Source organism: Leclercia adecarboxylata (assembly GCF_035787115.1).
In the GTDB taxonomy this organism is placed as follows: domain Bacteria; phylum Pseudomonadota; class Gammaproteobacteria; order Enterobacterales; family Enterobacteriaceae; genus Enterobacter; species Enterobacter adecarboxylatus_E.
The window spans coordinates 159913-178427 of record NZ_JALKTL010000007.1 but is presented as its reverse complement, the minus strand read 5'-3'; the positions used below and the strand labels follow the sequence as shown (position 1 = coordinate 178427).

Genomic DNA, 18515 nt, shown 5'->3' with positions numbered 1-18515 from the left:
CAGCAAAAAGGAATGCAGATGAAAATTTCCCGCCTTGGTGAAGCGCCGGATTATCGCTTCTCGCTGGCAAACGAGCGTACCTTTCTGGCCTGGATCCGCACCGCGCTGGGCTTTCTGGCGGCCGGTGTCGGCCTTGACCAGCTGGCTCCTGATTTTGCGACGCCGGTGATCCGCCAGCTGCTGGCGCTGCTGCTGTGCCTTTTTGCGGGTGGGCTTGCCATCTACGGCTATCTGCGTTGGCTGCGTAACGAGAAGGCGATGCGGCTGAAAGAAGATATGCCCTATACCCACAGCCTGCTGATTATCAGCCTGATCCTGATGGTGGTGGCGGTGATTGTCATGGGACTGGTGCTGTATGGCGGATAGCCGCAAAGCGCGCCGCATGGCCGATCCAGGGCTGCAGCCGGAGCGAACCTCGCTCGCCTGGCTGCGTACCCTGCTGGGCTACGGCGCGCTGATGATGCTGGCGATCAAACATAACTGGCAGCAGGCGGGCCCGCTGTTCTGGGTGGCGCTGGGGGTACTGGCAATCGCGGCGCTGATCCTCTGGTATTACACCCGCAGCCGGGCGCGGATGGATGTTGCGCTGTATGATTTTTCATCATCCCGACCGGTGCGTATTAAATTTATGATCGCCCTCGCAGTGTTGTCCCTCGCATTGCTGTTTGCTGCTAGCCATGTTCGCCATCTCATTATTTTTATCAGGGATTTTACATGACAGGATGTCAGGTTATGGCCAAGCCAGCCAGCTCGCGGTGCAATCTCGATTGCCGTTACTGCTTCTATATCGATAAACCCCAACAGCCGATCATGGATGACGCTACTCTTGAGCACTTCATCCAGCAGCATATCGCCGCGCAGCCGGGGCCAGAGGTGCAGTTTGCCTGGCAGGGGGGAGAACCCACGCTCTGCGGGCTGGATTTCTTTCGCCGCGTGGCGGAACTGCAACACCGGTACGGCGCGGGAAAACGTATCCACAACGCGTTTCAGACCAACGGGATCCTGCTCAATGACGCCTGGTGTACGTTTTTTCGCGAACAGGGCTGGCTGGTGGGCATTTCTCTCGATGGGCCTGCGGCGCTGCATGACGCTTACCGGGTCAGCCGCAGCGGCAAGCCTACCCACCACAAGGTGCTGGCAGCGGTAGAGAAACTGCGCGCGCACCGGGTGTCGTTTAACCTGCTGACGGTCATCAACCGTCAGAACAGCCGCCAGCCGGAGCGCATGTATCGTTATTTACGCGCGCTGGGCACGCCATATCTGCAGTTTATTCCGCTGCAGGAGCACGACAATCCGGAGTCGGTCAGCGATCGGCAGTGGGGGGCGTTCCTGTCGACGATCTTTGATATCTGGGTGCGGGAGGATATTGGTCGCGTCTTTGTGCAGCTTTTCGACTCGACGTTAGGCGTATGGTGCGGCTATCCGTCGCAGATGTGCTCTCTTGCTGAAACCTGCGGCCACGCCTTTGCGCTGGAGGCCAATGGCGATCTCTACCAGTGCGATCACTATGTTTACCCCGGGTACCGGCTGGGTAACATCCACCAGACGCCGCTGGCACAGCTTAATAAAAGCGAGGCGGCCATTGCCTTCGGCCAGCATAAACAAACCGCCTTATCCGGCGAGTGCCGGGCTTGTCCGGTTCTTCCCCTGTGCAACGGCGACTGCCCGAAACACCGGGTGGAGGGCAAAAGCGCGCTCTGTGCCGGGTATCTGGCCTTCTTCCGCCACTGTGCCCCGCATATGCGGGTGATGCGCGATTTAATCCGCTATCACCGTTCACCCGTAGAGCTTATGGCCCTGCTACGCCAGAGCCAGTAAGTTACTGCCCTTTCGCCAGATACGTCGCCATCTCCTCTTCCGGCACCATGCCGCCGCCGGTCGCCCACACCAGGTGGGTCGCGTTCTCCAGCGCAACGTGACCGGAGGCCGCGAGGCGTACCGGCCCGGCCATTCCTGCCAGGGCGGACGGCTCAAGACGAATATTCTCCTCCTGGGCCAGCCAGCCCAGCATGTTGTACATGCTCCGATCGGAGATAGTGTAGAACCCGTCAAGCAGGCGCTCCATGGCGCGACCAACAAAACCGGACGCGCGTCCGACCGCCAGGCCATCCGCCGCGGTGAGGTTATCGATCCCCAGATCCTGAACGGCAACCTGGTCATGCAGCCCGGTATACACCCCCAGCAGCATGCAGGGCGAGTGGGTGGGTTCGGCAAAGAAACAGTGCACATTGTCGCCAAAGGCCAGCTTCAGCCCGAACGCCACGCCGCCGGGGCCGCCGCCCACGCCGCAGGGCAGATAGACAAACAGCGGATGGTTCGCATCCACCACGCGCCCCTGTTGGGCAAACTGCGCCTTCAGGCGCTCGCCTGCCACGGCATAGCCTAAGAACAGAGTGCGGGAGTTTTCATCGTCAATGAAGAAACAGTTCGGATCGCTTTCTGCCGCCTTGCGCCCTTGCTCCACCGCCACGCCGTAGTCCTGCTCATATTCGACCACCGTCACGCCGTGACTGCGCAGTCTGGCTTTCTTCCACTCCCGGGCGTCGGCAGACATATGTACCGTCACCTTAAAGCCGATACGGGCGCTCATAATGCCGATGGACAGTCCCAGGTTGCCGGTCGAGCCCACGGCGATGCTGTACTGGCTGAAGAAGTCTTTGAAGCGCGGCTCCAGCAGAATGCTGTAATCGTCGTCGGGGCTGAGCAGCCCGGCGGCAAGGGCCAGTTTTTCCGCGTGGGTCAGCACTTCATAGATGCCGCCACGGGCTTTGATGGAGCCGGAGATGGGCAGATGGCTGTCTTTTTTCAGCAGCAGCGTGCCGGGGAGGGAGGTATCAAACTCTTTTTCCAGCCGTTTTTGCATCAATGGAATGGCCACCAGTTCCGATTCGATGATCCCCTTGCTGGCCGCCGTTTCCGGGAACGCTTTCGCCAGGTAAGGCGCAAAGCGCTTCAGACGTTCCCGGGCATCCTCCACATCGGCTTCGGTCAGCCCGACATACGGCAGCCCTGCGGCCAGGGTGGTGGCTTTCGGGTTGAGCCAGGTGGTTTCTTTCAGGGCGATCAGATCCTCAACCAGAGGATACTGTGCAATTAAGGTGGTGATGTTTGCGTTTTTCATAAGAGATCTCTTCGCGCTGGATAACGAAAGAAAGCAGGAAAGAGTCGGCCAGTGCAAGAAATAGTTCGCGAAAGTAATACGAAAACAGACGCTGGAAGGGTGGAGGGTCAGGAGGCGTGAAAGCCTTCTGCAACATCAGCAAAGTAGCTCAGTAGACGATTATCACCAGAAGGCATACGTTGGTGAGCCGGTGTAATCAGGCCCATCAGCATGAATTTGCCTGATTCCCACATATGTTCGGTGTAAATCAGGTAGTGATCGCTGGTACGGTGGTAGTTCTCCTGCCGCTCTCGCCAGACCTTCTGATTATGCAAATTAACGTGAATATGATGAACGTTTGCGTCAACCGCGAAGGGTGGAAAATCAAAAGGGGCGTCCCGGCCTAACAAATCAGAAGGTGAACCTGTTGATTTATAAGTAATAAATTCAGATTTAAGCTGAGTTTCAAGGCCAGGATAAACGCTAAAAGTGGGAAGAAAGAATTCATCCCATGTAACACTGCTGTATTCAGCAGTTACATCCATCTGGATGCGGCCTTGTTGCCGGTTTCAAGAAGGTGCTGCATCGCAACAAAGTCTGCTCCTGATTCTCTGGGACTTGTCTTACGCGTAATCTGATCGATGAGGCTAAGATAGTTTTTAGTCGCCAGACTGACCATTTTAATGGCTTTCACGAACGCGAATTCTACAGAGGCTTTGTCATACGCCATGATGATCTCCTTTTCGGGTAGCATCAGGACAAAGGATTCAGCGATACCTGCAACATGAATAGTTTGGCTCGAAATCTCCATCGCAATTTTAGCTGCGGCGTTGAAATCGCTATCAGCATATCGCGCGAGTTCAGCGCGGCTTGATCTGAGATCGTCAGCAACCTCATTCAGCGCCGCCGTGAGATCGCTAATATCGGTTTTGTTGACTTTTGCGCCCATCTCGTAAACCCGTTCGACAATCGTAGGCTGACACGCAACCGCTTTGGGTTGCGGCTGGAGGCTGGTAATAACCAGTGCCACAGCTGCCTGCAAATGCTGAATTTTGAATTTCACGATAGACTCCATAATCGTCTTTTCTCGACGAGGCGTGACATTCTACTACTGTATTTAACTATACGCTAAAAGAAGTTTTTTAGCGGGGGCCCGACAAGAACCCGGGCCAGAGTACGATCACACCGCCTGCTCATGATGCGAGGCGCGGGAGGCCAGCGGCAGCCAGCACAGCACAATCAGCAGGCCCATTAAGGTCATCAGTAGCCCCAGGCTCGCCTGTCCGTTTTGCGGCATCATTGCCGAAAGCCACGCCAGCGCGCCGGAGCCGATATTCTGTAATCCCCCCACCAGCGCTCCGGCGGTGCCCGCGAGGAACGGGAAGGGCTCCATCGCGCCGCTGGTCGCCAGCGGGAACAGCATCCCCGCGCCAAAGAAGAACAGCGCCGCAGGGATAAGCAAGGTCCAGACGTTCATCACCCCGAACAGGCCCGGGATCCACATCATCAGCCCGGCCAGCAGGCAGCTCACCACCGACTGCCACATCAGGGTGGTAAAGCGTTTGTTAGCGCGTCCGGCAAACCAGGCGCCGAAAAACGCCGCCGGGATCGGCAGGATAAACAGAATACTCACCACCATACTGCTGAGGCCCAGCCCGGCGCCCAGCAGCACGCCTGAACTGGCTTCGAAAACGGCAATACCCGCCAGGCCGCCCACCAGCATCAGCACATAACAGTTAAACGCCCCGTTGCCGAAGAGGGTCTTGTAGCTGGCGATAAGCCGGGTGCGTGGCGCCTCAGAAGGCCGGGTTTCCGGCATCCAGCGCGCCATGCTGAAGGTGACGATGGCGCACAGCGCCAGCAGAAAGCCAAAGCAGGCGCGCCAGGACCAGACGGTATTCAGCAGGCCGCCAATCAGCGGTGCCAGCAGCGGGCTGACGAGGATACCCATGTTCAGCAGGCTGTTGGCATGACGCAACTGGCTGCCTTCATACAGATCGCGCGGCAAGGTGCGCGCCATCACTCCGCCGACGCCGGTGCCAACGCCCTGCAACGCGCTGGCGGTAATCAGCACGCTCAGGCTGTGGGTGGTCATGGCAAAGGCCGTGGCGATCATAAAAATCGTCATGCCGACCAGAATCACCGGACGGCGACCCACGCGATCGGAGAGCGGGCCGTAGAATAGCTGTGACACGCCATAGGTCAGCAGATAGGCGCCCATCACGCTCTGGATCGCCCCTTCACGGACATGCAGTTCCTTCGCCATGTCCGCAATGGCCGGGATATAGATGGTTTGCGCCATCTGACCGACGGCGACCAGCAATATCAACATCAAGAGTAAATTAACGTTCCGCTGTCTTTTCATATCGCTGAATACTTTTGCCAAAAGTGATAAATAAAGAATAAGTGACTACGCATTCCCATAAATGCTCGAGGAATCTACCACAGGAAAATGACAAGTTAAGTACCCGCCCGAAGAACGGGAAGGGGCGAGAAGGCAGGATTTTTAAACGACAGCGGCAACGAATGTTGCCAGCGTTAATTCATTCGCTTAAACCGCGCAAAAAAGCCGGTGCGTGACGCGCGGTTCATCCACGACCAGCGTAAAGCCAGCCCGCTGATAGAATGCCCAGGCGGTCTGGGGCGCATGGGTATTGAGAAAATCGAACCAGACGCTGGCATCGGCCATCACCACGGCGAGGAGCTGTTTGCCGATACCCTGCCCCCGGCAGCTTTCGCTGATATAGAGATGACGAATGCGGCCGGCCCGCGGCTGCTGGCTGAACGGATCGCGGTTTAGCCCGCAAATCCCCACCAGTTTGCCGTTCAGAAACGCGCCCAGCAGCTTTTCACCTGGGGCGTTGAAGCGATTTTCACCCCGCTCCCAGTTCTCTTCGAGCCTGCGCAACATATTGAAGTTGAGCGCGGTGCTTTCGGTTTTAAGCGCGATATACCCCGGTTCATCCGGCGTGACAGGCTCAATTAACAAACGCAACATAGAGCATTCCCTCGTTATTAGAGAGGGGCGGTTTCCCGCCCCTCCCAGGTGCGGCTTGAACCTGAATCACTTAACGTATTTCAGGACAGCATCAAGCAGTTGCAGTGCTGCAACAATGAGTTTGAGGATAAGTACAACCATATCCACTACGCTCATACGCGTCTCCTCTGGTTAAGGAGCACGATGCTGGCGTACCTTTCCGCCGCCTGTAACCAGCACCTTTGTTGACGTAACACAGTGTGCTCAGGTGGGGAGTGGAGGCGCTGACGGCACCACCCGTTTCAGCCAGGACTTCGTTGCGCCGGTGTACCACGTGCGGCTCCCCTCACACCCTGTGAACACACCCAGTATAGATAAATACTGTATATATGAACAGTAATTTATGGACAAAACGTGAAGAGGGATCCATACTCAAAAGCGTCGAAATCCGTGCCGAAATTGCGCGTTCCTGTGCGATCGCGTATACTTCTTGCGTTGACGTAACACAGTGTGCTCTGCGGTCACCAGCCGCAAACGCTGTAAAAAAGACCTCGCTCCGGCGGGGTTTTTTGTTTTCATCATCCAACAAACGAAACGTGATCCCTGACGCATTTTCAGGCAGATGAAAATAATTCCGTTGTCACGCCTGCAAACCTGTGCTTGTATAAATCCACTCAATGATTCCAGAGACAGGTCCCCCATGACTGCATCCATGAACACCGCGACTCTACTAAAAACTGCGCACCCAGCCGCAGTGGTCGTCGTGCGTGTGGTGGTGGTCGTCGGCAATGCGCCGTAGGGACTGGATCAACACACGATTCCAAACCCCGCCGGCGCAAACCGGCGGGGTTTTTCGTTTAAAGCCCCCCGGAAAGTCGGCTCAGAATAAAAGGACTGGAGCATGGCAAGTTCGGGCACAACATCACACAAGACGCGTTTCACTGGCGCGCAGTTAATCGTTCATCTGCTGGAACGTCAGGGCATTACCACGGTTGCGGGTATTCCTGGCGGGACGGTACTCCCTCTGTATGACGCGTTAAGCCAGAGCACGCAGATCCGCCACGTGCTGGCGCGACACGAGCAGGGCGCAGGCTTTATCGCGCAGGGCATGGCTCGTACCCAGGGCAAACCGGCGGTCTGCATGGCCTGTAGCGGGCCGGGGGCCACCAACCTGGTGACCGCCATCGCCGATGCGCGCCTCGATTCAATTCCGTTAGTCTGCATTACCGGCCAGGTGCCCGCCTCGATGATCGGCACCGATGCGTTTCAGGAAGTAGACACCTACGGCATCTCTATCCCCATCACCAAGCACAACTATTTAGTGCGCGATATCAGCGAATTACCGCAGGTTATCAGCGATGCATTCCGCATTGCGCAGTCCGGTCGTCCGGGTCCGGTGTGGATAGACATTCCTAAGGATGTGCAGACCGCTGAAATCGAGATCGAGGTTCTGCCCGAGCCGGGTAGCCGCGCGCCATCGCCAGCATTCAGCGTTGAGAGCGTGCGCGACGCGGCGGCGATGATTAACGCCGCCCAGCGTCCGGTGCTCTATCTGGGCGGCGGGGTAATCGATGCGCCTGACGCGGTACGTGCTCTGGCCGAAAAAGCCAGCCTGCCGACCACCATGACCCTGATGGCGCTGGGCATGCTGCCAAAAGCGCACCCGCTGTCGCTGGGCATGCTCGGGATGCACGGCGCGCGCAGCACTAACTTTATTTTGCAGGAAGCCGATCTGCTGATCGTTCTGGGTGCACGTTTTGATGACCGGGCGATTGGCAAAACCGAGCAGTTCTGCCCGAATGCCAGAATCATTCACGTGGATATCGACCGCGCGGAGCTGGGCAAAATTAAGCAGCCGCACGTGGCGATTCAGGGCGATGTCAACGAAGTGCTGGCCCAGCTGCTGCCACAGGTTGAGGCCACCCCGCGCACCGCGTGGCGTGAGCAGGTTACCGGCCTGCAACAGGAGTTCCCGGGCGCCATTCCGACGGGCGGCGATCCGCTGAGCCACTACGGGCTGATCAACGCCGTGGCCGCCTGCGTGGATGACAGCGCCATTATCACCACTGACGTCGGTCAGCATCAGATGTGGACCGCCCAGGCCTATCCGCTGAACCGTCCGCGCCAGTGGCTGACCTCCGGCGGGCTGGGGACCATGGGCTTTGGCCTGCCTGCCGCCGTTGGCGCAGCGCTGGCTAACCCGGATCGCAAGGTAATCTGCTTCTCCGGCGATGGCAGCCTGATGATGAACATTCAGGAGATGGCCACCGCGGCGGAAAACCAGCTGGATGTGAAAATCATCCTGATGAACAACGAAGCGCTGGGTCTGGTGCATCAGCAGCAGAGCCTGTTCTACAAGCAGGGCGTGTTTGCCGCCACTTATCCGGGGACGATCAACTTTATGCAGATCGCCGCCGGTTTTGGCCTGCATACCTGCGATCTGAACGCCGAAGAGGATGCCCAGGCCGCACTGCAGGCGGTGATCTCACGTCCAGGCCCGGCACTGATCCACGTGCGTATCGATCCACAACAAAAAGTTTATCCGATGGTACCGCCGGGTGCGGCCAATACAGAAATGGTGGGGGAATAAGCCATGCAAAAACAAAATGATAACGTCATTCTGGAACTCACCGTCCGCAACCATCCTGGCGTTATGACCCACGTCTGCGGGCTGTTTGCCCGCCGGGCGTTTAACGTGGAAGGCATACTTTGCCTGCCTATTCAGGGCAGCGAGCACAGCCGCATCTGGCTGCTGGTGAATGACGATCAGCGTCTGGAGCAGATGATGGCCCAGATCGACAAGCTGGAAGACGTGGTGAAAGTGGTGCGTAACCAGTCCGATCCGACCATGTTTAATAAAATTGCGGTGTTCTTCGAGTAACTTACTCCCCGGCGGCGTCCGGGGTAATAATTTTCACAAAGCCGTTCCGGCAGTGGGCCGGATAGTCCGCCGGAAGCGGGCGGTCGCTGATCAGCACATCAAACGCCGACAGCGGCCCGATGCTGGCGGGCGCCACTTCATCAAACAGGGCGTAGCGGGCCAGCAGGATTTTGCGGATGCCGTGCTGAATGGCTTTGCGCTTGGTGGCCAGATCGTCAAGGTTAAACCAGGTCACCCCATAGTGCTCATGCACGCCGCTGGCCGAGATAAACACCTTGCGCGGGTTCAGGGAGTCCAGCACCGACGGATTGCTGGTGTCGTAGAACGCATCGCTCTTTGCCCGGTAGGTGCCGCCACACAGAATCGCGGTGGCGTTCGGCTTTTCATTGAGCGCCATAAACACGCGATGGGAATAGCAGATGCCGGTGAAGGTGATGTCGTCGGGGATCATGCTAATCACCAGCGGCATCTCCGGGCCATTATCGAAAAAAACCAGGTCGTTTTCCGCCACCATGCCGGCGGCGAGGATGGCGATGGGCAGATCGTCAGGATGGTGCGTCTGGCTGCGCACCACGGGTGCCGCGGGGGCGGTGGCCGGTTTATTAACCATCACGATATAGCCGCCCAGCAGGGTCAGGGGCAGCACGGTATCATGGTTATCCGGGCTCAGATCGCGACGGATGGTCATGACGGAGACTTCGAGCATCCGGGCGGCATCTTTCAGGTGTATGCGGTCGGTTTTTTTTAACAGCTCCACCAGACGCCGGATTCGTTCTTTTTGCTTCGTCTCCATTCACCTTCTCCGCACGGTATGATGTTCCTTAAAACACATTCATGATGCGCCAGGAACATTTTTGTTGCGTCATACTATACTGCCGCCCGGCCAGAAAGAAAAGCCACTTCTGTAACTGTCAATGTACTTCAATTTGTTGTAATTACTATATTAATTATGAATTCCTGCCATTGCTCCTCACTTTTAAACCCGCGCATCGACTAAACAATAAACAGTAACAGTGGATCCGCTAATCGCGATCGCAGTCACAAATGATACGGAAATAACATGATAATGTTACGATAATATCATTGCTATGTGATTGTTTCAGAGAGGTAGTAAACATGGATATCGCGGTTATCGGCTCCAACATGGTGGATCTCATCACCTACATTAATCAGATGCCGAAAGAGGGCGAAACCCTCGAAGCGCCGGCCTTTAAAATTGGCTGCGGCGGCAAAGGGGCTAACCAGGCGGTGGCGGCGGCCAAGCTCAATTCAAAAGTGATGATGCTCACCAAAGTCGGTGACGATATCTTTGCCGATAATACCATCCGTAATCTGGAGTCCTGGGGCATCAATACCACCTATGTGGAAAAAGTACCCTGTACCAGCAGCGGCGTGGCGCCGATCTTTGTTAACGCCAACTCCAGCAACAGCATTCTGATTGTGAAGGGCGCCAATAAATTTCTCTCGCCGGAAGATATCGACCGCGCGGCAGAGGACCTGAAAAAGTGCCAGCTTATTGTTCTGCAGCTGGAAGTTCAGCTGGAGACGGTTTATCACGCCATTGAATTTGGCAAGAAACATGGCATTAAGGTTTTATTAAATCCGGCCCCGGCGCTGCGCGAATTAGATATGTCTTACGCCTGCAAATGCGATTTCTTTGTCCCCAATGAAACCGAGCTGGAAATTTTGACCGGAATGCCGGTAAACACCTACGAGAATATTTGCCTCGCGGCCCGTTCGCTGGTGGATAAAGGGCTGAATAATATTATCGTCACCATGGGCGAAAAAGGGGCGCTGTGGCTCTCCCGTGATAAAGAAGTTGTGGTTCCGGCGTTTAAAGTGAATGCGGTCGACACCAGCGGAGCGGGCGATGCCTTTATTGGCTGCTTTGCGCATTACTATGTACAGAGCGGCAACGTCGAAGCCGCCATGAAAAAAGCCGCGCTCTTTGCCGCGTTTAGCGTCACCGGCAAAGGCACCCAGTCGTCTTACCCCAGCATCGAACAATTCAACGAGTTCCTGGCGTTGAACGAATAATAAAACCCTGCGAAATAAAAGGTAGCACTATGAACGATAAAAACATCATTCAGATGCCTGACGGCTATCTGAATAAAACCCCTCTGTTCCAGTTTATTTTGTTATCCTGCTTATTCCCGTTATGGGGATGCGCTGCTGCTTTAAATGATATTTTAATTACGCAATTTAAAAGCGTCTTTGCACTCAGCAATTTTGCCTCAGCGCTGGTGCAAAGCGCGTTTTATGGCGGCTATTTCCTGATTGCTATTCCGGCTTCGCTGGTGATTAAAAAGACCAGCTATAAAGTGGCGATCTTAACGGGATTAACGCTCTATATTGTCGGCTGCACGCTCTTTTTCCCCGCCTCGCACATGGCAACCTACACCATGTTCCTGGCGGCGATCTTTGCCATTGCGATTGGTCTGAGCTTCCTCGAAACGGCGGCCAATACCTACAGCTCGATGATTGGCCCAAAAGCCTACGCCACGCTGCGCCTGAATATCAGCCAGACCTTTTACCCGATTGGCGCTGCGGCGGGCATCCTGCTGGGTAAATATCTGGTCTTCTCCGAAGGCGACAGCCTGGAAAAACAGATGGCGGGCATGAACGCCGAGCAGATGCATAACTTCAAGATCCTGATGCTGGAGAACACGCTCGAGCCCTACAAGTACATGATTATGGTGCTGGTCGTGGTGATGGTGCTGTTCCTGTTGACCCGCTTCCCGACCTGTAAAGTGGCGCAAACCGCGGAGCATAAACGACCATCGGCAATGGATACCCTGCGCTACCTCGCCACTAACGCTCGCTTTCGTCGCGGTATCGTGGCGCAGTTCCTGTATGTGGGCATGCAGGTGGCGGTGTGGTCGTTCACCATCCGTCTGGCGCTGGAGCTGGGGGATATCAACGAGCGCGACGCCTCCAACTTTATGGTCTACAGCTTTGCCTGCTTCTTCATCGGTAAGTTTGTCGCCAATATTCTGATGACTCGCTTCAATCCGGCGAAAGTGCTGATTATGTACTCGGTGATTGGCGCACTGTTCCTGGCCTATGTCGCCCTGGCCCCGAGCTTTAGCGCGGTGTACGTCGCGGTACTGGTGAGCATTCTGTTTGGGCCGTGCTGGGCCACCATCTACGCCGGAACTCTCGATACCGTGGACAACGAACATACCGAGATGGCCGGCGCGGTGATCGTGATGGCGATTGTGGGCGCGGCGGTGGTCCCTGCGGTGCAGGGCTATGTGGCCGATCTGTTCCACTCGCTGCAGGCCTCGTTCCTGGTGTCGATGCTGTGCTTTGTTTACGTGGGCATCTACTTCTGGCGTGAGAGCAAAGTGCGCCGCGAACTGACCGAAGCCACCGCTTCCTGAGGAGGATCACCATGACGCAACTTCCCCTGTGGCGCGCGCTCTTTACCGAACAGCCGCGCACCCTGCTGCAAAACGACGATTTCACGGTGACGGCGTTTCGCTACGCCAGCGGCGTGGAGGGGCTGCGGGTGCAAAACAGTCGCGGTCATCTGGTTATCCTGCCCTGGCTGGGGCAGATGATCTGGGATGCCGAATTCGATGGTCACGACCTGACGATGCGCAACATGTTCAGCCAGCCCAAAGCGGCAAAAGAGGTGGTCGAAACCTACGGCTGTTTCGCCTTCCACTCTGGCCTGCTGGCAAACGGCTGCCCGTCGCCGGAAGATACCCATCCGCTGCACGGCGAAATGCCCTGCGCGCCAATGGACGAAGCCTGGCTGGTGCTGGACGGCGACAGCCTGACGGTGACCGGGCGCTATGAATATGTGATGGGCTTCGGCCACCACTACCAGGCGCAGCCCGCCGTCACGCTGCATAAGGACAGCGCCCTGTTTGATATCGCCATGTCGGTGACCAATCTGGCGTCGGTGCCGATGCCGCTCCAGTATATGTGCCACATGAACTATGCGTATGTGGCGGGTGCGACCTTCAGCCAGAACGTACCTGAGGAGGCAATCAAATTGCGGGAGTCGGTTCCGGCGCACGTCAAGCCTACCGGGCAGTGGCTGGCGTTCAATCAGCGTTTGCTGCAGGGCGAAGCCACGCTGAACACGCTGGATGAACCGCACTATTACGATCCGGAAATTGTCTTTTTTGCCGACACGCTCGACCGCTACACTGCGCACCCGGAGTTTCGCATGACCGCACCGGACGGCGTCACCTTCGTGACCCGCTTTGCCAGCGCGGAGCTTAACTATGCCACGCGCTGGATCCTCTACAACGGCGATCAGCAGGTGGCGGCCTTCGTGCTCCCGGCCACCTGCCGTCCGGAAGGGTTCCTGGCGGCCCAGCGCAGCGGTAGCCTGATTGAACTGGCTCCGGCCGAAACCCGCCGTTTTACGGTGACCACCGGCATCCTCTGACGGCACAAATCGTTCATCGCTTGAACAGCAACGCGCTTGCCGCTAAGGTAAGCGCGTTTTTTCATCCCGCCAGGAATGCGCCATGACTACCATCGCCCTTATCGACGATCACCTTATCGTCCGCTCCGGATTTGCCCAGCTGCTGAGCCTGGAGCCCGATTTTCAGGTGGTGGCGGAGTTTGGCTCCGGGCGCGAGGCGCTGGCTGGCCTGCCGGGTCGCGGGGTGCAGGTCTGCATCTGCGATATCTCAATGCCGGATATCTCCGGGCTGGCGCTGCTGAGCCAGTTGCCGAAAGGAATGACGACCATCATGCTCTCGGTCCACGACAGCCCGGCGTTGGTGGAGCAGGCGCTGAACGCGGGCGCGCGCGGCTTCCTCTCCAAACGCTGCAGCCCGGACGAGCTGATTGCCGCCGTGCGTACCGTCGCCACCGGCGGTTGTTACCTGACGCCGGATATCGCCATCAAGCTGGCGGCCGGACGCCAGGATCCGCTCACCCGGCGCGAACGCCAGGTGGCGGAAAAGCTGGCTCAGGGGATGGCGGTGAAAGAGATCGCCATTGAGCTGGGCCTGTCGCCAAAAACCGTACACGTTCATCGCGCCAACCTGATGGAAAAGCTGGGCGTCAGCAATGACGTTGAGCTGGCGCGCCGCATGTTTGACGGCTGGTAATGCACGCCTTTTTCTCCCGGCTGGTGGCGGTGGTCGCCAGCTTCTTTATCTTCTCCGCCGCCTGGTTCTGCCTGTGGAGCATCAGCCTGCACCTGGTGGAACGCCCGGAGCTGGCGGTGCTGCTGTTCCCCTTCGGCCTGCGGCTGGGGCTGATGCTGCAATGCCCGCGCGGCTACTGGCCGGTGCTGCTGGGCGCAGAGTGGCTGATGCTGGTCTGGCTTGCGGAGGAAGTTGCCCTCGCGCATCTGCCCTTATTGATGACCGGAAGCGTGCTGACGCTTATTCCCGTGGCGCTGATCTCCCGCTACCGCCACCAGCGCGACTGGCGCACCCTGTTGCGCCAGGGGGCGGCGCTGATTGCCGCCGCGCTGTTGCAATCCCTACCTTGGGTGGGCGAGAAGGAGAGGCTTAACGCCCTGCTGCTGACCCTGACCGGCGGGCTGACCCTGGCCCCGATCTGCCTCGTTATCTGGCACTACCTCACCAGCACCGTCTGGCAGCCGCTTGGCCCGGCGCTGGTTTCTCAACCGGTGAACTGGCGTACCCGGCATCTCATCGGGTATCTGCTGCTGTTTGTGGTGAGCCTGTGGTTGCAGCTTGGTCTGCCCGCGGAGCTGTCGCGCTTCACGCCGTTTTGCCTGGCGCTGCCGATCATTGCCCTGGCCTGGCACTACGGCTGGCAGGGGGCGCTGATCGCCACGCTGATGAACGCCATCGCTCTGATTGCCAGCCAGACCTGGCACGATCACCCGGTGGATCTGCTGCTCTCCCTGTTGGCCCAGAGCCTGACCGGGCTGCTGCTGGGGGCGGGCATTCAGCGTCTGCGCGAGCTGAACCTCTCCCTTCAAACCGAGCTGGCACGCAACCGTCGCCTGGCTGAACGCCTGCTGGAGACCGAAGAGAGTGTGCGGCAGGAGGTGGCGCGCGAGCTGCACGATGATATCGGCCAGACCATTACCGCCATCCGCACCCAGGCGGGCATCGTCCAGCGTCTGGCGGCTGAAAACGCGGGCGTGAAGCAGGGCGGGGCGCATATCGAACAGCTTTCGCTGGGCGTCTATGACTCGGTGCGCCGCCTGCTCGGCAGGCTGCGTCCGCGTCAGCTCGACGACCTGACCCTGGAACAGGCGGTACGCTCCCTGATGCGTGAGATGGAGCTGGAGAGCCGCGGCATCGTCAGTCATCTCGACTGGGACATCGACGAGACAACGCTGAGTGAAGGCCAGCGTGTCACCCTGTTCCGCGTCTGTCAGGAGGGGCTGAATAATATCGTCAAACACGCCAGCGCCAGCGCGGTCACGATACAGGGCTGGCAGCAGGACGAGCGCCTGATGCTGGTGATTGAAGACGACGGCTGCGGCCTGCCGCCGGGCTCCGGGCAGCAGGGCTTTGGCCTGGCGGGGATGCGCGAGCGCGTGAAGGCGCTGGGCGGCACGCTGAACCTCTCCTGCACCCACGGGACGCGCGTCAGCGTCAGTTTACCGCTTCGGAGTCACCATGTTTAAACCCCCTGTCGATGCCGCCCCGATAAGCGATAAGGCAGAAATCGACGCCCGCTACCGCTACTGGCGACGCCATATTTTGATCACCCTCTGGCTCGGCTACGCGCTGTTTTACTTTACCCGCAAAAGCTTCAACGCCGCCGCGCCGGAGATCCTTGCCAGCGGGGTGATGACGCGCACCGATATCGGCCTGCTGGCGACGCTGTTTTACATCACCTACGGCCTGTCGAAGTTCTTCTCCGGCATCGTCAGCGACCGCTCCAACGCCCGCTACTTTATGGGCGTCGGGCTGATTGCGACCGGGATGGTAAATATCCTGTTTGGCTTCTCCACCTCGCTATGGGCTTTTGCCCTGCTGTGGGCGCTGAACGCCTTTTTCCAAGGCTGGGGGGCACCGGTTTGCGCCCGTCTGCTCACCGCCTGGTACTCGCGCAACGAGCGCGGCGGCTGGTGGGCGATCTGGAACACCGCCCATAACGTCGGCGGGGCGCTGATCCCGATGGTGGTCGGCGCGGCGGCGCTGCACTACGGCTGGCGCACGGGGATGATGGTTGCCGGTTGTCTCGCGATCCTCGCCGGGTTGTTCCTCTGCTGGCGCCTGCGCGACAGGCCGCAAACCGTGGGCCTTCCGCCAGTAGGCGACTGGCGGCACGATGAGATGGAGATTGCCCAGCAGCAGGAGGGGGCGGGGCTGTCCCGCAAAGCGATCCTCACCCGATACGTGCTGAAAAATCCCTATATCTGGCTGCTGTCGCTCTGCTACGTGCTGGTCTACGTGGTGCGGGCAGCGATCAACGACTGGGGCAACCTGTATATGTCCGAGACGCTGGGTGTGGATCTGGTGACCGCCAACTCGGCGGTAACGATGTTCGAGCTGGGCGGGTTTATCGGCGCGCTGGTGGCGGGCTGGGGCTCGGATAAGCTTTTTAACGGCAACCGCGGTCCGATGAACCTCATTTTCGCCGCCGGAATTTTGCTCTCGGTCGGCTCGCTGTGGCTGATGCCTTTTGCCAGCTACGTCATGCAGGCGGCGTGCTTCTTCACCATCGGCTTCTTTGTGTTTGGCCCGCAGATGCTGATCGGCATGGCGGCAGCGGAGTGTTCCCATAAGGATGCGGCAGGAGCGGCAACGGGTTTTGTCGGGCTGTTCGCCTACCTCGGGGCGTCGCTCTCCGGCTGGCCGCTGGCCTGGGTGATCGACACCTGGCACTGGAGTGGTTTCTTCGGGGTGATCGCCATCGCGGCGGGGATTTCGGCCCTGCTGCTGCTGCCTTTCCTCAACGCGCAGGCCCCGCGTGAAGCCAGTATGATGTGATGCGCCTCACCTTTTCACCGCGAGTGGGGCAAAACTAAGAAATTTTCCCGGTTTTACCTGGACGCTGTCTCAGGCGTCACGCCCGGCTGATTTTTACAATGCGGCAAAAATCAGCTCAGGAGACATTGATACATGCTGGCCTTCTTAAATCAGGTGCGCAAGCCGGCCCTGGATCTGCCGCTCGATGTGCGGCGAAAAATGTGGTTCAAACCCTTCATGCAGTCCTATCTGGTGGTCTTCATCGGCTACCTGACCATGTACCTGATCCGCAAAAACTTTAACATTGCGCAGAACGACATGATCTCCACCTACGGGCTGAGCATGACGCAGCTGGGGATGATTGGCCTCGGTTTCTCCATCACCTACGGGGTGGGGAAAACCGTTGTCTCCTACTACGCGGACGGCAAAAACACCAAGCAGTTCCTGCCGTTTATGCTGATCCTCTCCGCTATCTGTATGCTCGGCTTCAGCGCCAGCATGGGCGCAGGCTCCGTCAGCCTGTTCATGATGATCGCCTTCTACGCCCTGAGCGGTTTCTTCCAGAGTACCGGCGGATCGTGCAGCTACTCCACCATCACCAAATGGACCCCGCGCCGCAAGCGTGGTTCCTACCTCGGCATGTGGAACATCTCCCACAACCTCGGCGGTGCCGGTGCGGCAGGCGTGGCGCTGTTCGGTGCTAACGTGCTGTTCGACGGCCATGTCATCGGCATGTTTATCTTCCCGTCGATTATCGCCCTGATCGTCGGCTTTATCGGCCTGCGCTACGGCAGCGACTCCCCGGAATCTTACGGACTGGGTAAAGCCGAAGAGCTGTTTAATGAAGAGATCAGCGAAGAGGACAAAGAGACCGAAGAGAACGAGATGACCAAATGGCAGATCTTTGTTGAGTACGTGCTGAAAAACAAAGTCATCTGGCTGCTCTGCTTCTCCAATATCTTCCTCTACGTGGTGCGCATCGGTATTGATCAGTGGTCAACCGTGTATGCCTTCCAGGAGCTGAAGCTTTCCAAAGAGGTGGCGATTCAGGGCTTCACCCTGTTTGAAGTGGGCGCGCTGGTCGGCACCCTGCTCTGGGGCTGGCTCTCGGATCTCGCCAACGGCCGTCGTGCGCTGGTGGCCTGCGTCGCGCTGGCGCTGATTATCGCCACCCTCGGCGTCTACCAGCACGCCAGCAACCAGTACGTCTATCTGGCGTCCCTGTTCGCGCTCGGCTTCCTGGTGTTTGGCCCGCAGCTGCTGATCGGCGTGGCGGCAGTCGGCTTCGTGCCGAAAAAAGCGATCGGCGCCGCCGATGGGATTAAGGGCACCTTCGCCTACCTGATCGGCGACAGCTTCGCCAAGCTGGGTCTGGGGATGATCGCCGACGGCACGCCGATCTTCGGCCTCACCGGCTGGGCGGGCACCTTTGCGGCGCTGGATGCGGCCGCCATCGGCTGTATCGTCCTGATGGCGATGGTCGCGGTGCTGGAAGAGCGCAAGATCCGCCGCGAGAACCGTGCTCAGAAATTAAAAGTAGCTTGAGTGTGAGAATTGCACATAAGCGATAAAATGACTGAATTAGCAGGGCTTAAATTTCTCATTCAAGTCCTGCAGATTTTTTTCAGACTAAATTAATTGCTTTAGGAAATTCTTTTCCGGTTTGTATAATTAATTTTCATA

Annotated in this window: 20 protein-coding genes; 13 read left to right on the top strand and 7 right to left on the bottom strand. The window is 58.0% G+C overall.

What is annotated here, in order from left to right; translation table 11 throughout:
• Window positions 1-18 precede the first annotated feature (18 nt).
• From MXM41_RS19680 to MXM41_RS19670, 3 genes are read left to right on the top strand one after another with little or no spacing between them, the layout of a single operon-like run.
• Entirely contained in the window at window positions 19-366 is a 348-nt protein-coding gene (locus MXM41_RS19680) for a YidH family protein (protein WP_325933842.1), read from the top strand.
• Window positions 356-718, top strand: coding sequence for a DUF202 domain-containing protein (locus MXM41_RS19675; protein ID WP_325933840.1), 363 nt, complete (start codon window positions 356-358; stop codon window positions 716-718). The genes MXM41_RS19680 and MXM41_RS19675 overlap by 11 nt, the downstream gene beginning before the upstream one ends.
• A complete protein-coding gene (locus MXM41_RS19670; protein ID WP_418936801.1) occupies window positions 715-1818 on the top strand; it encodes an anaerobic sulfatase maturase in 1104 nt (367 codons plus the stop codon). Before MXM41_RS19675 ends, MXM41_RS19670 begins: the two co-directional genes overlap by 4 nt.
• Window position 1819: 1 nt before the next feature.
• Here the strand turns inward: MXM41_RS19670 and dsdA are convergent, their stop codons facing one another.
• The 6 genes from dsdA to tisB form a co-directional block, all read right to left on the bottom strand.
• Entirely contained in the window at window positions 1820-3121 is a 1302-nt protein-coding gene (gene dsdA, locus MXM41_RS19665) for a D-serine ammonia-lyase (RefSeq protein WP_325933836.1), read from the bottom strand.
• Window positions 3122-3228: 107 nt separating this feature from the next.
• Window positions 3229-3645, bottom strand: a complete 417-nt coding sequence (locus tag MXM41_RS19660; RefSeq protein WP_325933835.1) for a type II toxin-antitoxin system YafO family toxin — start codon at window positions 3643-3645, stop codon at window positions 3229-3231.
• Complete coding sequence (locus MXM41_RS19655) at window positions 3636-4163, bottom strand: hypothetical protein (protein ID WP_325933834.1); 528 nt, start codon at window positions 4161-4163, stop codon at window positions 3636-3638. Before MXM41_RS19655 ends, MXM41_RS19660 begins: the two co-directional genes overlap by 10 nt.
• 117 nt (window positions 4164-4280) lie before the next feature.
• Entirely contained in the window at window positions 4281-5465 is a 1185-nt protein-coding gene (gene emrD / locus MXM41_RS19650; protein ID WP_325933833.1) for a multidrug efflux MFS transporter EmrD, read from the bottom strand.
• Window positions 5466-5651: 186 nt separating this feature from the next.
• Window positions 5652-6098, bottom strand: coding sequence for a GNAT family N-acetyltransferase (locus MXM41_RS19645; protein ID WP_325933832.1), 447 nt, complete (start codon window positions 6096-6098; stop codon window positions 5652-5654).
• 66 nt (window positions 6099-6164) lie between these two features.
• Window positions 6165-6254, bottom strand: a complete 90-nt coding sequence (gene tisB / locus MXM41_RS19640; protein WP_039032257.1) for a type I toxin-antitoxin system toxin TisB — start codon at window positions 6252-6254, stop codon at window positions 6165-6167.
• Window positions 6255-6777: 523 nt separating this feature from the next.
• Between tisB and ivbL the strand changes: the two genes are divergently transcribed.
• The 3 genes from ivbL (at window position 6778) to ilvN (ending at window position 8958) form a co-directional block, all read left to right on the top strand.
• Window positions 6778-6876, top strand: a complete 99-nt coding sequence (ivbL, locus tag MXM41_RS19635; RefSeq protein WP_103824263.1) for an ilvB operon leader peptide IvbL — start codon at window positions 6778-6780, stop codon at window positions 6874-6876.
• A gap of 102 nt (window positions 6877-6978) precedes the next feature.
• Window positions 6979-8667 carry an acetolactate synthase large subunit gene (ilvB, locus tag MXM41_RS19630; protein WP_325933831.1) on the top strand — a complete coding sequence of 563 codons (1689 nt, stop codon included), beginning with the start codon at window positions 6979-6981 and terminating at the stop codon, window positions 8665-8667.
• A gap of 3 nt (window positions 8668-8670) precedes the next feature.
• Window positions 8671-8958, top strand: coding sequence for an acetolactate synthase small subunit (ilvN, locus tag MXM41_RS19625; protein ID WP_039032259.1), 288 nt, complete (start codon window positions 8671-8673; stop codon window positions 8956-8958).
• A gap of 1 nt (window position 8959) precedes the next feature.
• On the opposite strand, the gene MXM41_RS19620 is transcribed toward ilvN, so the two are convergent.
• Window positions 8960-9751 (bottom strand): DeoR family transcriptional regulator, encoded by a 792-nt coding sequence (locus tag MXM41_RS19620; protein ID WP_223075656.1) that lies wholly within the window; start codon window positions 9749-9751, stop codon window positions 8960-8962.
• Between the two features lie 323 nt (window positions 9752-10074).
• On the opposite strand from MXM41_RS19620, the gene rbsK reads away from it, so the two are divergent.
• From rbsK to uhpT, 7 genes are all read left to right on the top strand, one after another.
• Complete coding sequence (gene rbsK, locus MXM41_RS19615) at window positions 10075-10995, top strand: ribokinase (protein WP_325933830.1); 921 nt, start codon at window positions 10075-10077, stop codon at window positions 10993-10995.
• Between the two features lie 29 nt (window positions 10996-11024).
• Window positions 11025-12341 (top strand): L-fucose:H+ symporter permease, encoded by a 1317-nt coding sequence (gene fucP, locus MXM41_RS19610; RefSeq protein ID WP_325933829.1) that lies wholly within the window; start codon window positions 11025-11027, stop codon window positions 12339-12341.
• Window positions 12342-12352: 11 nt separating this feature from the next.
• Entirely contained in the window at window positions 12353-13363 is a 1011-nt protein-coding gene (locus MXM41_RS19605; protein WP_325933828.1) for an aldose 1-epimerase family protein, read from the top strand.
• Window positions 13364-13445: 82 nt separating this feature from the next.
• On the top strand, window positions 13446-14036 hold the full coding sequence (gene uhpA, locus MXM41_RS19600) for a transcriptional regulator UhpA (protein ID WP_325933826.1): 591 nt from the start codon (window positions 13446-13448) through the stop codon (window positions 14034-14036).
• Window positions 14036-15541: a signal transduction histidine-protein kinase/phosphatase UhpB gene (gene uhpB / locus MXM41_RS19595; protein WP_325933824.1), complete on the top strand. Its 1506-nt coding sequence runs from the start codon at window positions 14036-14038 to the stop codon at window positions 15539-15541. The genes uhpA and uhpB overlap by 1 nt, the downstream gene beginning before the upstream one ends.
• On the top strand, window positions 15534-16853 hold the full coding sequence (locus tag MXM41_RS19590) for an MFS transporter (RefSeq protein ID WP_325933823.1): 1320 nt from the start codon (window positions 15534-15536) through the stop codon (window positions 16851-16853). Before uhpB ends, MXM41_RS19590 begins: the two co-directional genes overlap by 8 nt.
• A 132-nt stretch (window positions 16854-16985) precedes the next feature.
• Window positions 16986-18377: a hexose-6-phosphate:phosphate antiporter gene (gene uhpT, locus MXM41_RS19585; protein WP_325933822.1), complete on the top strand. Its 1392-nt coding sequence runs from the start codon at window positions 16986-16988 to the stop codon at window positions 18375-18377.
• Window positions 18378-18515 lie beyond the last annotated feature (138 nt).